The organism is Lacticaseibacillus yichunensis (assembly GCF_003946405.1).
GTDB classification, from domain to species: Bacteria; Bacillota; Bacilli; order Lactobacillales; family Lactobacillaceae; genus Lacticaseibacillus; species Lacticaseibacillus yichunensis.
The window spans coordinates 155,252-170,147 of record NZ_RHOG01000001.1; the positions used below are offsets into that span (position 1 = coordinate 155,252).

Annotated in this window: 14 protein-coding genes; 1 reads left to right on the forward strand and 13 read right to left on the reverse strand. The window is 54.0% G+C overall.

Going from position 1 to position 14,896, the window contains the following annotated elements:
• Window positions 1-302: 302 nt before the first annotated feature.
• From EKM95_RS00685 to EKM95_RS00730, 10 genes are all read right to left on the reverse strand, one after another.
• Window positions 303-1,334 carry a sensor histidine kinase gene (locus EKM95_RS00685; protein WP_125695908.1) on the reverse strand — a complete coding sequence of 344 codons (1,032 nt, stop codon included), beginning with the start codon at window positions 1,332-1,334 and terminating at the stop codon, window positions 303-305.
• A gap of 3 nt (window positions 1,335-1,337) precedes the next feature.
• Window positions 1,338-2,027 carry a response regulator transcription factor gene (locus EKM95_RS00690; RefSeq protein ID WP_125695909.1) on the reverse strand — a complete coding sequence of 230 codons (690 nt, stop codon included), beginning with the start codon at window positions 2,025-2,027 and terminating at the stop codon, window positions 1,338-1,340.
• Between the two features lie 100 nt (window positions 2,028-2,127).
• Window positions 2,128-4,155 (reverse strand): SSURE domain-containing protein, encoded by a 2,028-nt coding sequence (locus EKM95_RS00695; RefSeq protein WP_225423099.1) that lies wholly within the window; start codon window positions 4,153-4,155, stop codon window positions 2,128-2,130.
• A gap of 335 nt (window positions 4,156-4,490) precedes the next feature.
• A complete protein-coding gene (locus EKM95_RS00700; RefSeq protein WP_125695911.1) occupies window positions 4,491-5,141 on the reverse strand; it encodes a Fic family protein in 651 nt (216 codons plus the stop codon).
• A gap of 113 nt (window positions 5,142-5,254) precedes the next feature.
• Window positions 5,255-5,647: a 30S ribosomal protein S9 gene (gene rpsI, locus EKM95_RS00705; protein ID WP_125695912.1), complete on the reverse strand. Its 393-nt coding sequence runs from the start codon at window positions 5,645-5,647 to the stop codon at window positions 5,255-5,257.
• A 13-nt stretch (window positions 5,648-5,660) separates the two neighbouring features.
• A complete protein-coding gene (gene rplM / locus EKM95_RS00710) occupies window positions 5,661-6,107 on the reverse strand; it encodes a 50S ribosomal protein L13 (RefSeq protein WP_125695913.1) in 447 nt (148 codons plus the stop codon).
• A 294-nt stretch (window positions 6,108-6,401) separates the two neighbouring features.
• The gene (gene truA / locus EKM95_RS00715; RefSeq protein WP_125695914.1) at window positions 6,402-7,166 is read right to left on the reverse strand and encodes a tRNA pseudouridine(38-40) synthase TruA; all 765 of its coding nucleotides are present in this window, start codon (window positions 7,164-7,166) and stop codon (window positions 6,402-6,404) included.
• A 14-nt stretch (window positions 7,167-7,180) separates the two neighbouring features.
• Complete coding sequence (locus tag EKM95_RS00720) at window positions 7,181-7,975, reverse strand: energy-coupling factor transporter transmembrane component T family protein (protein ID WP_125695915.1); 795 nt, start codon at window positions 7,973-7,975, stop codon at window positions 7,181-7,183.
• Window positions 7,968-8,834: an energy-coupling factor ABC transporter ATP-binding protein gene (locus EKM95_RS00725; protein ID WP_125695916.1), complete on the reverse strand. Its 867-nt coding sequence runs from the start codon at window positions 8,832-8,834 to the stop codon at window positions 7,968-7,970. Before EKM95_RS00725 ends, EKM95_RS00720 begins: the two co-directional genes overlap by 8 nt.
• Entirely contained in the window at window positions 8,810-9,646 is an 837-nt protein-coding gene (locus EKM95_RS00730; RefSeq protein ID WP_125695917.1) for an energy-coupling factor ABC transporter ATP-binding protein, read from the reverse strand. The genes EKM95_RS00725 and EKM95_RS00730 overlap by 25 nt, the downstream gene beginning before the upstream one ends.
• Window positions 9,647-10,260: 614 nt before the next feature.
• Between EKM95_RS00730 and EKM95_RS00735 the strand changes: the two genes are divergently transcribed.
• On the forward strand, window positions 10,261-11,631 hold the full coding sequence (locus EKM95_RS00735; RefSeq protein ID WP_125695918.1) for a glycoside hydrolase family 32 protein: 1,371 nt from the start codon (window positions 10,261-10,263) through the stop codon (window positions 11,629-11,631).
• Window positions 11,632-13,084: 1,453 nt separating this feature from the next.
• Here the strand turns inward: EKM95_RS00735 and rplQ are convergent.
• From rplQ to rpsK, 3 genes are all read right to left on the reverse strand, one after another.
• A complete protein-coding gene (rplQ, locus tag EKM95_RS00740; RefSeq protein WP_125695919.1) occupies window positions 13,085-13,465 on the reverse strand; it encodes a 50S ribosomal protein L17 in 381 nt (126 codons plus the stop codon).
• 27 nt (window positions 13,466-13,492) lie between these two features.
• The gene (locus EKM95_RS00745; protein ID WP_125695920.1) at window positions 13,493-14,431 is read right to left on the reverse strand and encodes a DNA-directed RNA polymerase subunit alpha; all 939 of its coding nucleotides are present in this window, start codon (window positions 14,429-14,431) and stop codon (window positions 13,493-13,495) included.
• Between the two features lie 73 nt (window positions 14,432-14,504).
• A complete protein-coding gene (gene rpsK, locus EKM95_RS00750; RefSeq protein WP_125695921.1) occupies window positions 14,505-14,894 on the reverse strand; it encodes a 30S ribosomal protein S11 in 390 nt (129 codons plus the stop codon).
• Between the last annotated feature and the right edge of the window lie 2 nt (window positions 14,895-14,896).

The window sequence follows — 14,896 nt, forward strand, 5'->3', positions numbered from 1 at the left end:
TCCTTTAACGAGAGTCGCCCAAACGTTAGCGTAAAGAGGAGCCCGAGTAACAACTCAAAAAAGCCTAGACCAAATCGAACCAGTCTTTAGCGACCAAGCTTTCATAATTGTCGTGAACAGACGCGACTCGTCCTGTTGAATCGGCCATAAACCAGAAACGAAACGGTTTTCCCTCATATTAGAACTCAATATTTGACTTCATAGGTGAGGTGCGAAGGCCAAAGTCCACAACTTGACTATTGATCTATCGGGAAGCATCGATTTGCATCCCGCAGTGACCTCGCAAACCATAATACGACGACTCATTCAACCGGCAGTGTCAGTGTGAACGTACTGCCTTCCTCAAGCTGACTGGCGACAGTGATCGCGCCGCCCAGTTCGTGGGCAACCGCCTGCGCGATGTATAACCCTAATCCATGGCCCCCTGTCTTTGTGCTTCGCGAAGTTTCGGCCCGATAAAGGCGCTTAAAAACATCTTCCAGATCACTCGGTCGAATGCCAATGCCGTGATCAGTCACTGCAATCTGAAGTTGCTGGTCAGCCAGCGTTGCGGAGATCTCCAACGAACTCCCAACAGGTGAATACTTTAACGCATTATTGATCAAGTTGTAGATGATGCGGGCTAATTTATCCCGATCCGAAATAATCTTCGCGTCTGGCGGCAAAATCGACACATGGACTGATCGGGTGTCCCTATCGAGTTCAAACTGGAACTCAGATAGCGTTTCAATCAAAAGTTGGTCAATCAACACCTCTGATCTGACCAATACCGGTGGGTTAGCTTGCGTGTGTAGCGAGATGTAACTGAGCTCTTCAACTAGATTGTTTAAACGGTCGGTTTGCCGGTCGATGGTTTGCAGATAGTCTGGCACCTCTTCGCGGGCGATGACGCCATCCAGGATTCCTTCGACAGTCGAACGAATCGAGGTGATCGGCGTTTTAATGTCGTGGGACAATTGTGCGATCATCATATCCTTTTCATGCTCACTTTCTTTGAGTGACGCGAAGGACGCCTCAAGGTGGGTCGACATCGTGTTGAAGTCGGCAGATAACTCGCGAAATTCAGAGGGACCGATAACATCGTGCACCGTATTAAAATGATTCTCAGTGATTGCCTGCGCCTGAGCCTTTAGCCGCTCCAATGACTGAAACGTTGGGCGCAACAGTAATAAGTCAACCACCGCGCCCAGCGAACTGGCGATCAACGTGATCAGTACCAAAAGAAAGCCGCTACTTTGAACAATAAACATTTTGTTGACGGCCCACACCACGGCAACGATCGTGATCAAGATCGACAAAAGGTGCCCCATCATGATCAGATATTTAAGCTTCATTCCCTATACCTCAATTTTGTAGCCTAACCCCCAAACTGTTTTGATGGTGGGCGTCTGTTCGTCACCATAAGAGCAGAGTTGGGCGCGTAACGCGTGAATATGGACATTCAAGGTGTTTGCATCTACCTCAAGATAAGCCTCGCCCCAAACAATTTGATATAGCTCCGTCTTCGAGAAAACATGTCTCGGGTTGCCAGCCAATAACCACAGGAGTTCAAAATCCTTAGCCGTCAGATCAAGTGCTTGGCCTTTCACGGTCGCTTCGTGCGCAGTGTAGTCGACGCGCAAATTACCCAGTTGGGTCTTATCTTGCTGGCCTCGAGACCCATTGATTCTGCGTAAGATATTTCCAACGCGAAGCACCAATTCCCGAGGACTGAATGGCTTGCTGATAAAGTCGTCTGCCCCAAGGTTCAGTGCAAAGATCTTATCTTGATCTGAGGTCTTGGCCGTAATGAACAAGAAGGGTTGATCCGGATTTAACAGCTGGACCTCATCGATCAGATCATAGCCATCCATATTGGGCATCATGATGTCCGTGATCACGAGGTCGACGTGTTGATGTTTAAACACGTTCAACGCCTCGGCCCCGTCTGCTGCAGTGAGCACAACATAGCCCGCGTCCTTCAAATACCGCTGATTAATTTCCATAATGGCAGATTCGTCATCTGCCAGCAAAATTGTCTGCACCACAGTTTTCTCCTTAAAAAAAGAATAGTACTACACATAATGTATAATACTATCCCCCAAATTCAAATTATTTTGCTTATCAATTTCCCGCTGAAGACTCGCTCTAACCAGCCCGCCGCTTGCTATTGATTCCGACAGTGGTCCCAACCACAGCAAGCAACGCGAGCATTGCCGTCCCAAACAGGGTGAGCCCTTCGTTGACCGCATCGCCAGCCTGAGGTAGCGACTTTTCAGAAGGCATCTGGGAGGACATCTGACTCGATTTGTCAGCAGATTTCTGCATCATGGCTGGCTTCATCGCCGTGTCAGAACCAGGTTTTGTGGTCATGCCACTCTTGGCTGGGGCCGTCATCGCAGCTATCTTGCCGGTTGAAGCGCCATGACCACTTGGCTTAGGCATGGCCGCGCTCTGATCGCTCTTTGATTGATCTGGGGTGGTCATGGCTTTCTCAGGCACATTGATGGTGATCTGAACGCCGGCCTTGGTCGCGACCGGGCTTGTCGTGATTGCTTTGCCATCGCTACCGATCGCATAGATAGTCACGGTTGCACCGTAAGTCTGCGTGCCATTTTTGCGGAGCTGATCAATCAACGCTTGACCTGTTTTCCCGGCAAGATTGCCGCCAAGGACCACCGAATAGGCATATTCCGCCTTAGCTAACCCGCTTATTGGCAGAATTGGCGTGTTCATGGCCGTCCCATTGTTCGACCACGCCGCGAGATTTGAGCCGCTCAGCAGAAGCCGGGTGAGCATCCCATCCCCACCGAATGCCTCAAATGGAATCACCTGATTAACGCCCGCGGTGAATGGCCCATCGCCCTTGGCCGCCACTAAATAGGCTGCCGGCACATTGATCTGGTTCTTAATGTTGCTCGTCAAGCCTTCAACATTGAGCTGAATGCCGGTCTTTGTCGCAATGACCTTCGACGTATCCGCCTGACCGTCAGCACCTGCAGCGTATAGCTTGACTGTTGCGCTGTATGTCTGGGTGCCATTCAGCCGCAACTGCTCTAGCAAGGCTTGGCCCTGCTTGCCCGCAACATTGCCAGCAAGATCAACTTCATAGAAATATTGACCAGTGGCAAGGCCTGAGATTGGCAATAGCGCGGCGTTCATCGCGGTTCCGTTATCAGACCATGGTGCGGCCACAGAACTGTTTAACAAAAGACGTGTCAGCATGCCATCCCCGCCAAACGCCTCATACGGAATCACTTGGTTGACGCCTGCCGTGAACGGGCCTGATGCCGTCGCATTTGCCAAATACTGTGCAGGCACTGTGATTGTGCTTTTAACCTGGTTCGTCAGGCCGGCGAACGAGATCTGAATTCCCGTCTTTGTCGCCACCACGTTCGTTGTATCAGCCTGGCCATCACTACCCGCGGCATAAACTTTTAGTGTCGCGCTGACTGTTTGCGTCCCATCTTCGCGTAACTGATCCAGCAGGGCCTGGCCTTGCTTCCCTGTTAAGTTACCCCCAAGATCCACTTCATAGAAATACTGACCACTAGGCAGCCCCATAACCGGTGATAACGCGGCATTCGCACCTGTCCCATTGTCAGACCATGGGGCAGAAGCGGCACTGGTCAACAGCAACCGTGTCAGCATCCCATCACCACCAAACGCTTCGAACGGAATGGCCTGGTTGACCCCGGCAGTGAACGGCCCATCACCAGTTGCATTGGCTAGTGTCTGAGCCGAAACCATCAAAGTCGAAGTCACGTTGGCGGTCAATTCGCTGGCCGAAAGATTTGAACTGACTGCCGGCGTTGACGCAGCGCTGGCGACCTTCTCCAAATCAGCAGGTGTGGAAGTGGAGGTCCCCGATGCCTCACCTGTCGCGGTAGTAGTGCTTGACGCCAATGGTGTCGTCTCATCAGCCTGTGTTGATTGAGGCGCGGTCTGAGCGTCCTGTAATGACTGAGAAGTCGTCGTCTTATCCATAGTTGCGGATGCTTGAATGGCAATTGGCTCAGTGGCCGCACTCACCGCGGTGATTGTCCCACCCAAACCACCGGCCAAGGTCGCAAGAACGATCGCACTGTACACCCAGAATTTTCCGACCTTATATGCTTTGTAATGAACCCGCATGTCCCGTAATGCAGCCTTTACAGTATGTCGAGAATTACTCATCATCATAGCCTCCAAATAGTGTATAAATTTCAGTCGCCATTACGCGTTCCTGTTTAGGGTCCCAATGTATCATCAGAGGCTTAATTGACTTGTAGTAAATTCTTAACAGACTATTAAATCATAAGTAAGCGCTGTCCCTTCTCGCGAGCCGCCATCAATCCACGACCAGAACTATTTATTTTGCTTTTACCACTGGTCCAAATCAAAAAGAGTCATGAAGAATCTCAGCTTAGGTCCCAACAATCACTGTCCGACTGTTTTTGGGGTGTATAAAAAACGCCTTTCAAACGCAACCGAATCGGCTGCGCATGAAGGCGTCTTTGACTACTCACCTTTCAATTTATCCCGAACACCGCATTCTCATACAACCAATTGAGCACCGCATCATTCCTAGTCAGATAATATTTTTGCAGCTGGCTCAGATACCAGTGCATCTTATCATCGGGAATGGCAAGAATACCGGCGCCGGCGTGATAGAGAATCGCATTGGCGGCGACCAGTGCCGTCCGCTTATTGCCATCGTAAAAAAGCTGTGCCTTGGACAAATACAGCATCGTCCGAAGCGCGGTCTCAGTCGCACTTCCGGCATTCTCTTCTAGTCCCTGTAGTGTGGCCGTTGCAATCACTGCATCCGGCAATGGCGGGACATAATCATCGCGACTGAGACTGACCAGCACATTTTCCGTCCGAAGCGTCCCGGGCCGCATTCCCCCACCACCTTGCACGACTGCATTCAGTTGCGCGATTGCGGCCAGATCCATCTGAGGAAGCGTCTTCGCCAATTCCAGCGCATGCTTCAAGTTGAGGATGATCTCAATCGCCTCAGGCTTCACGCCGGCGACGGTGACATTGTTGAGAATCGCCTCCGTGTCCAGCCGAGTGGTTGCAAGCCCCTCGAAATGACCGGCGCTGTAGACGATCCCCGGCAAATTTTTTTCAAACAACATCGCTTCTTGCGAAGGCGTCAGGTGAAACTTGTTTTGCATCTTGCCATCCCCTCTCAGCGATTGGGTGGTCGCGTCGAATTTGTTCAGGATATAACAAAGCGACCCTCGAAAGGAGGATCGCAGCGTTGTTGTAAAAATTGAGAGACGAAAGATTAACGCTTGGAGAACTGGCTCGCTTTGCGGGCTTTCTTCAAACCGTACTTCTTACGTTCCTTCATACGAGGGTCACGTGTGAGCATGCCGGCACGCTTGAGGGGACCGCGGAAATCCGGGTCAACAGTCAAAAGAGCGCGGGAAATGCCGTGACGAACTGCCCCGGCCTGACCGGAGAAGCCACCACCGTTAACGTTGACAAGGACATCGTAGCTGCCCTTTGTCTCGGTGATATCGAATGGCTGGTTGATATCCAAGATCAAGTTCTCATATGGAAGATAGTCATGGACGTCTTTGCCGTTCATCGTGATTTTACCGGAACCTGGGACCAAACGGACCCGGGCAACGGAGTTTTTGCGGCGACCTGTGCCGCTGTAAGATACTTGAGCCACAGTTGTGTCCTCCTTAGATTAGGTTCGTAATGTCGAGTACTTCCGGCTTCTGCGCTTCGTGAGGGTGCTGGTCCCCTGCGTAAACGTGAAGCTTCAGAAATTGCTGATGGCCAAGCGTGTTCTTGGTCGGCAACATTTTCTTAACGGCATATTCGACTAAGCGAGCTGGGTTGTCCTTCAAAAGGTCGCCAGCCACTTCATGCTTCAAACCACCTGGATGTTGACTGTGGTGATAGTAGATCTTATCCGTTGCCTTACGACCGGTCAGCTTAACTTTGCCGGCGTTGATGACGATCACGTTGTCGCCCACATCGGTATGAGGGGTGTAGGTCGGCTTGTTTTTGCCGCGCAAGATGGTTGCAACGACAGAAGCCAAGCGGCCGAGACTGATATCAGTGGCGTCGATCAGGACCCACTTGCGTTCGATTTCACCTGGCTTAGCCATGAATGTTGTACGCACGATTTGTTTCCTCCAATATTCTGTGCTGTTTGACACGCATTAAGTTTCCGGGGCTTATTGTGGGGCAAACAATACCGTCTACTAGAATACAAAAAAAAGGCGCGCGTGTCAATCATTATCAAAAGGGTGTGGAGGCTCGCGTTTAGGGGTGGGCAGTTAGCTTAGCCTGGGTGCTTGGTGGCGCTCCTTGCCACCGAGTACCTAGGTCAGCTAAATGTCCCACCCCTGCGAGCCGGAACCCAACTAAAGGGTGCGGTGCTCGCCAGAGCCCAACTGACAGCACGCCCGATGGAATCAACGCACCGGCTGCTCCCCATCATAGTAAACTTCTTTCAGATATAACCCTGATGCCGGCGCAGTGCCGCGGGCCTGCTGGCGGTCTTTGACCTCAAACAGCCGCAAAAAGTCGTGCACATCGCGGCGCCCGGTTCCAATTTCCAAAAGCGTTGCAACCAGAATACGGACCATGTTGTACAAAAAACCATTGCCGTAAAATTCAAAGATCACCTCGTTGGCAGCCACATCCTCGCGCACCGTTGCCTCATAGATCGTGCGCACCTTGTCCGTAATCTCCCCACCGCTTGCCGCAAAGCTGGAAAAATCATGCGTGCCGACCAGATCATCGAGCGCGACCCGCACCCGGTCCAAGTCAAGCTTATAGGGAAAATGTCCTGTGTACAGGCGTTTGAACGGATCGGTGTAGCGCCCGCGCTGAACGCGATACAGGTAGCGCTTGCCAGTTGCCGAATAGCGCGCGTGAAAATCGGCCGGCACGATCTCTGCCTTGAGAATCTCGACATCCAGCGGCATCAAACTGTTCATCGCGCGCAGTATCGCTTCGACCGGAATATTTCCCGGGTAATCAAATGACACGACTTGCCCGAGCGCATGGACCCCGCTATCGGTGCGGCCAGAGCCGTCGATGTGGAAATGATCCACCTTCGCCATTTTCGCCAGCGCTTTTTGCAACACGCCTTGGACCGTTCGTTGATTGGGTTGGACTTGGTAGCCGGCAAAATGCGTGCCGTCATAGGCCAAGGTCAATTTATAATGCGTCATTGACGGTTCCCTTTCTAAGCGCGGAGCAACAGCAGCAACCCCGTGAGCACGATCATCCCCGCGGCGGCCACCCCGTCTCTGCGGTGATACTTCAGCACGCGGAACTTGCTTCGCCCGTCGCCGCCTTGGTACCCGCGCGCATCCATTGCGGTGGCAAGGTCCTCGGCGATGCTAAAGCTATCGACAAACAGCGGAATGAGAAGCGGTACGACCGCCTTCATCTGCTGGAAAAGATTGCCCGAGCCAAAATCCACGCCACGCGCGCGCTGCGCATTCATGATCTTCGTCGTCTGATCCATCAGCGTTGGCACGAACCGCAGCGCAATCTGCAAGACCAGCGCGAGCTCGGTCACCGGCACATGCAACACCCGCAGCGGCCGCAGCAGGCTTTCCACCGCATCCGCCAGCGATAAAGGCTGCGTGGTCAGGGTCAACAGCGTCGAAATGAAAATGATCAGCACGAAGCGCATGAAGATGAACGCCCCGTTGGACAGGCCAAACTGCGTGATCGCCAGCCAGCCCCACTGCCAATACACTTTGCCGCCTGTGGTGAAAAAGACCTGGAGCAGCACGGTAAACAGAATCAGCCACAACATCGGCCGGACGCCCCGCAGGAAGAAGCCCAGCTTGACTTTAGATAGCCAGATCATGAAAAAAGTGGCCAGGGTCATCACTAAATAGCTTTTCCAGTCATTGGCCAGGAAAATAATGCCGATGTAGTAGAAACTCGCCAGCAATTTTGTCCGCGGATCGAGTTGATGAATCCAGGAGTCCCCCGGTATGTAGCGCCCTAAGATCAATTTATTCATGGTGGGCGCCTCCGATCTGTGGCAACAGTTGATCCGCCAGCTCATCTGAGGTCAATGGCAACGGGTCGAACCGAAAGCCCTTGGCCATCAGTTGCTCGGCCATCGCGGTGGCTTTTGGCAGCCCCAGCTGATGCGCACGCAGCCAATCGGGATCCGCGAAGATCTCACGCGGGCTGCCTTCCTTGATCAAAGCGCCTTGATCCATCACGAGCACGTGGTCGGCAAAATCGGCGACATCATCCATTTGATGCGTCACCAGCACGATCGTCAGGCCCTGCGTTTCATGGAGCCGCTCAAACATCGTCATCATGTCGCGGCGGCCCGCCGGATCCAGGCCCGCAGTCGGTTCATCGAGCACCAACACCTGCGGCTGCATCGCAAGCACACCTGCGATCGCGACTCGGCGCATTTGCCCGCCCGACAGATCAAACGGCGACTGCGTGAGCACCTCTTCAGGCAGGCCCACCAGTGTCACCATTTGTTTGGCCAGGGCGGCCGCCTCATCATCACTGGCCCCGAAGTTTTTCGGGCCAAACGCGATGTCTTTTGCGACGGTCTGCTCGAACAGCTGATTTTCCGCAAATTGGAAAACCATCCCGACTTTTTGCCGCAACGGCTTCAGATTTTTATTATTGGTCTCGGCTGTGATCACCCGGTCGCCAATGGTCACCGTGCCGCTGGTCGGCTTCAGCAACGCGTTCAAGTGCTGCAGAAGCGTCGACTTACCGCTGCCGGTGTGGCCAATGATGGCCGTATAACTGTGATTGGAAATGGTGGTCGAGACGTCGCGCAAGCCTTCCCCGGCAAACGGGGTCCCTGCCTGATAGGTGAAGCTTACATGGTCGAATGTAATGTCCACAGGTAGTTCACCAGGCCTTCCTCGTCAAGATAATGTGCGGGCATATTGATCCCGCGGGAAATAAGCGCATGTTTGAGGCGCTCTGCAAATGGCACGTCCAACCCAAGCTCGATCAGCTCAGGCCCTCGGGCGAAAATCTCCGCCGGGGTCCCGCTTTCCTTGATCGCGCCGTCGTTCAAAATGATCACGCGATCCGCACTGGCCGCCTCGTCGATGTCATGGGTGATCGATAAAACCGTGAGACTTTGCCGCTCACGCAGCGCCTGAATCAATTGAAGCACTTCCAGGCGGCCAGCCGGGTCAAGCATCGACGTCGCCTCATCTAAGATGATGATGTCCGGCCGCTGGGCAATGATCCCGGCGATCGCGACCCGCTGTTTTTGCCCACCGGAAAGCCGCGCTGGCTCCCGCGAGGAAAAAGCAGACATGTTGACCTGCTCCAGCGCATCATCAACGCGCACGATCATCTCGTCACGCGGCATCCCACGATTTTCCAATCCAAACGCCACATCATCGCCGACTGTTGCGCCGACGAATTGGTTATCCGGATTCTGAAAAACGATCCCGACCTTCGCCCGAATATCCCAGATATTTTCTTCAGTGAGTGGTAGCCCCGCCACAGTCACCTGGCCACTGGTGGGTGCCAATAGACCATTGATATTTTTCGCGAGTGTGCTTTTCCCACTCCCGTTGTGGCCGATAATGGCGACCCACTCCCCCTGTGCGATGTCCAAAGAGACATCCGCCAAGGCCGGGTGCGTCGCGTCGGGATACGTATAGCTCAAATGATCGATCTGAATGGCCTCTGTCATGACGCCCCTCCGTTCCAATGCATAACACGAACATAATACCATATTTTAGCCCTAAGCGGAGGCGATGAAAAGGTAGGGTGCGGAGCGCGGCGTTCAGGTCTGGGTAGCTAGTTCGGCTTAGGCGCTTGGTGGTGTACTTGGCCACCGAGTGCCTGAGTCGACTAGATATCCCAGACCTGCCGCGCGAAGCCCAACTGGAGGGTGCGGCGCCGAGCGCTTAGGGGTGGGCAGCTAATCTGGTTCTGGCGCTTGGGGCCGCACTTAGCCCCGAGTGACGGAACCAGTTAGATGTCCCACCCCTGCTCGGCGAAGCCCAACTGGAGGGTGCGGAGACCCGCGGGATGGTGGGTCAGCTAACTTGGCTAGGGTGCTTGAGGTGCCCTTCGCCTCGAGCATCCAAGCCAGTTAGATGTACCCACCATGCGGGCCGAAGACCAACTGGAGGGTGCGGCGCGCGGCGTTCAGGTCTGGGTAGCTAGTTCGGCTCGAATGCTTTTACCCCTTCCCCATCAGTTCGTTTGACCTCTTATCTAGCTCATAGAATTGACGAAAGCGTTCACAAATGCTACGGTTTTGGGGTTGTTTGACCCACTTTCCCATCTTCGGAGGTCACCATGACACTTACCCTTGCTCAAGCAGATGCCTATATCCGCGATCATGCCGCCACCGTCGCCCCACAATTTCGCCCGCAAGCGCATTTTGCCGCGCCAATTGGGTGGCTGAACGACCCCAACGGCCTGGTCTATTTTGCGGGCCGCTTCCACCTGTTTTACCAGTACAATCCTTACAGCGCTGTCTGGGACACGATGCACTGGGGCCACGCGACCAGTCGTAACCTGATCGATTGGCACGACGAGCCGGTCGCGTTGGCCCCAGATCAGGACTACGACCGCAACGGTGTTTTCTCGGGCTCTGCGATTGTGGCAGGCAACACGCTGGTTTTGATGTACACGGGCAACGTCCAGCAAGCCGACGGAACGGTCCGGCAAAATCAGAACATCGCCACTTCGACGGATGGCATTCACTTCACAAAATACGCCAGCAACCCAGTGCTGACAGAGGCGGACCTGCCCGCCGGCGCTTCGGTGCAAAATTTTCGCGACCCGAAACTGACGATGCACGATGGCCATTATTATGTGGTCCTCGCCTCCTCTGACCGGGCCGAGGCCGGCCAGATCCTGCTCTACACCTCTGATGACCTCCTGCATTGGCGCTTCGTATCGATCTTGCTGCGTGGGATTCCCGAGCTAGGAACAATTGCGGAATGCCCGGACCTCCTGACAATCGACGGCCAGGACGCGTTGGTCTTCAGTGCGATCGGCGTCGTGGGCGGCGGCGCCAACGTGAACCTCGCACTCGGCCAGATGGATTGGCAGACGGGCCAATTTTCACCGCGCACCATTCACCCACTTGATCACGGCCGCGACTTCTATGCCCCGCAATCCTTTGAGCATCTCGGTACGCGTTACCTGATTTCCTGGCTCCACTCGGCGGACGCAACGGATTATCTTCCCTCGCACGACCAGCAGTGGAACGGCCAGATGGGCAGTCCGCGGGTCCTCCATCTAGGGAAAAACGGGACATTGCGCCAAACACCCGTGCTGCCGGCCGGCTACGAAACCGATGTCGTCGCGACGGACAAGTCGATGCCGCTTGCGATTGCAACGGCTGTGACTGCATGCGATGGACTAGCGGCTGGCCAATCGCTGATGCTCGCTGGAAAACACGGGGCCATCCAGCTCGAGCAAACCGCGCAGACATTGATGATCACTACCCACGATGCCATCCCGACGCAACATCTAGCCTTGTCACTCGCCCCTTCAACCTCGTTTCAGATCATCCTCGACCGCTCCTCGCTCGAGGTGTTCACCGCGACAGGGCAAGTTGCCAGTTTGATCTATTTTGTAGACACACCTCTAACTGAGGTTCGCACCTCTGCCGGCCAGGTGCCACTCGCGATCTGGCACGAAACAGCTAACAATTGAATTGCATCTGGCGCCGGGGCAATCGCCTCGGCGCCTCTTTGCCACTTGTGCAGCTCCTGATTCAGACAATCAGCGGGTGCGTTTCACCCATTATTCCCCTCCATATAATTAAGCGAGTGCGCGGCAAAAAATGGGATCGCAATTTTTGAAATACCCGCTTCACACGATTCTTTAGCTGGTGACAGCGGGTCAGCAATGGCAATCGCCTCACGAACGATGCGCACAGCTAAGTCCGCAGCCAATAAATGCGGCACAGGTTTGGAGGCTTTAAACCCAGTACATCAGCGCGAATGGTCTAGCCCATACGTGCGTGTTTAAAAATCCTGTCACATCGGCATTCCTGACCAATGTTTAAAATTTCCCCGAGATCTCGATCACATTTTCCGCCTGCCACCCGCTTAACTATATGTAAGGGTCAGGAAGGTGGACTCTTACCGGCCCCCTGGGTGAGCCATGCGTCAACCGGATATTGGCGCAGGCGTTCCAACCCTATCCGGACAGGACTGAGGGAAACAACACACCTACAGAGCGCACGCCTGATCAGCAGCGTTCAGCACCACCTGCACCACGGGGACCCGGGTCCCCACAATAGTCTTTCATCAAAATATCGTGCAGCCCACCTTCGTTTGCAGGAGCTGAATGCGGCCCATCTTGAGAACGACACCTTCTTCTTCGGAAGGGGGAAGGTCACCGAAATTCTAAGCCTATATGTCACCCAACTTGCACCAGCGTCCGATATGGCGGCGACTCAAAGAACCACCCATGATGAAAGACGAACGACTTGCGCAAGCGGGTCGTTACCGATGCAACGTCCCCGGCGGCAACGCCATGTCACGCTCTTTGACAGCTGAATAAGCACCACCGGCATCCACACAAGTGTCGTGCAGCCCACCTTTGTTTGCAGCACCGGGTATGCGGCCCATCTTGAGAACGACGCCTTCTTCTTCGGAAGCGGGAAGGTCACCGAAATTCTAAGCCTACATGACCTAAGCTTACTGCACCAGCAATCGATATATGGCGGCGGCACGGATACCACAAAGTTTTCAAAGAGGAATGCAATCACACAAGTTACGACTGGCGAGGGCCTGTCGTTCGCAACGTGTGTGGCCCCTGGTCCAGTTAACGGCCCGACTGGATCAGGGGTACATAAGCCAAGCCGCGATGATTAGGCCCTGTTTTCCCCATCGAGCGCCGCCTAACCCCTGAATCAAAAAAAGAGCCACGCACCAAGGCGCAGCTCCGCTATGTAAAAAAATCATTTAATGATGGAGACACCGGTTGCCCGGTGCTCGCAAGCTAGACTCGGCGGCGCTGCAAGCAGTGCCGGGCGCAAGGCCCATGCCAGAAGTGGCAGCCAACATCGTAACGCTCCATCGATCAAATGATCAAAGTGAATCGACCACGGGGGCCGATTCGTTTTAGAAATGGTCCCGCCGAGGCGGGAGGTCAAACATTACACCAGCTCGATGATGACCATCGGTGCTGCGTCGCCGCGACGAGGTGCAGTCTTCAAGATGCGGGTGTAGCCGCCCTTACGATCTGCATAACGTGGTGCGATATCGGTAAAGAGTTTCTGCAAAGCGTTCTTTACGACCGGCTTGCCGTCAACTTCTTGGACATCAGCGATCTCCTGGCGAACATAAGCAGCTGCCTGACGACGTGCGTGCAGGTCGCCGCGCTTGCCGAGGGTGATCATCTTTTCAACCGTGCCGCGAACTTCTTTAGCGCGAGCTTCGGTGGTGATCAGACGTTCGTGAATGATCAGATCTGTGGTCAAACTGCGCAGCAAAGCTTTACGCTGAGACTTCGTGCGCTGTAATTTCCGGTAACTCATGGAATTGGCCTCCTTTGCGAATTTTGGTTAATCTTCTTTACGCAATCCTAAGCCAAGATCAGAGAGCTTGTTCTTGACTTCCTCAAGCGACTTGCGGCCCAGGTTGCGCACTTTCATCATATCGGCTTCTGTTTTGTTGGTTAATTCTTGAACCGTATTGATGCCGGCGCGCTTGAGGCAGTTGTATGAACGGACAGACAAGTCGAGCTCTTCGATGGTCATCTCGAGCATCTTTTCCTTGTGTGTCTCTTCTTTTTCCACCATGATCTCGGCGTTCTTAGCTTCATCAGTCAGATTAACGAAGATATCAAGATGTTCAGTCAAGATCTTCGCGGCCAAACTGATTGCCTCACGTGGGGAGATCGAGCCATTGGTCCAAACATCCAGGGTCAGCTTGTCGAAATCGTTGCGGCGACCAACACGGGTGCTTTCCACCTGGTAGTTGACGCGACTGATCGGCGTGAAGATCGAATCGACCGGCAGGACACCGATCGGCATGTCGTCGACCTTGTTCTGGTCGGCTGCGACATAACCGCGACCGGTGCGGACCGTCATCCGGATATGGAAATGACCGCCCTCAGCCACCGTGCAGATATACTGCTCCGGATTCAGCACTTCAACGTCGCTATCGGTGACAATGTCGGCCGCGGTGACCGTGGCTGGCCCTGTCACGTCGATCTCAACAGTGCGATCTTCGTCGGTATTCATCTTCAAAGCGAGCTTCTTGATGTTCAAGATGATCTGGGTGACATCTTCCAGTACCCCATCGATCGTGGAGAACTCGTGCAGGACGCCATCGATCTGGATGCTGGCTACCGCAGCCCCTGGCAGTGAGGATAAAAGGATACGCCGAAGGGAATTCCCAAGGGTGGTCCCATAACCGCGTTCCAGCGGTTCAACGACAAACTTGCCATAGTTGGTGCTTTCGTCAACTTTGGTGATGTTTGGCTTTTCAAATTCGATCATCTAGTCTGTACCCCTTTCAAAACGAGAAGTGAAGTTTTGTCTACCCGACACAAACACGATCGCGGGGTAACAATTACACACGACGACGCTTTGGAGGACGAGAACCATTATGCGGAACTGGGGTCACGTCGCGGATCGCCGTAACTTCCAGGCCAGTTGCCTGAAGTGAGCGAATCGCAGCTTCACGACCAGAGCCAGGACCTTTGACCGTCACTTCGACCGTCTTCATGCCATGTTCCATGGATTCCTTGGCTGCTGCCTCGGCCGCCATCTGCGCTGCAAATGGGGTCGACTTACGGGAGCCTTTGAAGCCCAACGCACCAGCCGAAGACCATGCGATCGCGTTGCCGCGCGGGTCGGTGATCATCACGATCGTGTTGTTGAAGGTGGAGTGGATATGAGCCACACCGGTCTCAACGTTTTTACGTACTCGACGCTTGCGAGTAGTTTTGCGTGTTGCCATCG

Coding starts and splice junctions, on each gene's coding strand:
- EKM95_RS00720 (WP_125695915.1), bottom strand. CDS start 7,975: ATGAATAAATTGATCTTAGGGCGCTACATACCGGGGGACTCCTGGATT.
- EKM95_RS00700 (WP_125695911.1), bottom strand. CDS start 5,141: ATGCAAAACAAGTTTCACCTGACGCCTTCGCAAGAAGCGATGTTGTTT.
- EKM95_RS00730 (WP_125695917.1), bottom strand. CDS start 9,646: ATGACAGAGGCCATTCAGATCGATCATTTGAGCTATACGTATCCCGAC.
- EKM95_RS00685 (WP_125695908.1), bottom strand. CDS start 1,334: ATGAAGCTTAAATATCTGATCATGATGGGGCACCTTTTGTCGATCTTG.
- EKM95_RS00745 (WP_125695920.1), bottom strand. CDS start 14,431: ATGATCGAATTTGAAAAGCCAAACATCACCAAAGTTGACGAAAGCACC.
- rpsK (WP_125695921.1), bottom strand. CDS start 14,894: ATGGCAACACGCAAAACTACTCGCAAGCGTCGAGTACGTAAAAACGTT.
- truA (WP_125695914.1), bottom strand. CDS start 7,166: ATGACGCATTATAAATTGACCTTGGCCTATGACGGCACGCATTTTGCC.
- EKM95_RS00695 (WP_225423099.1), bottom strand. CDS start 4,155: ATGAGTAATTCTCGACATACTGTAAAGGCTGCATTACGGGACATGCGG.
- rplQ (WP_125695919.1), bottom strand. CDS start 13,465: ATGAGTTACCGGAAATTACAGCGCACGAAGTCTCAGCGTAAAGCTTTG.
- EKM95_RS00735 (WP_125695918.1), top strand. CDS start 10,261: ATGACACTTACCCTTGCTCAAGCAGATGCCTATATCCGCGATCATGCC.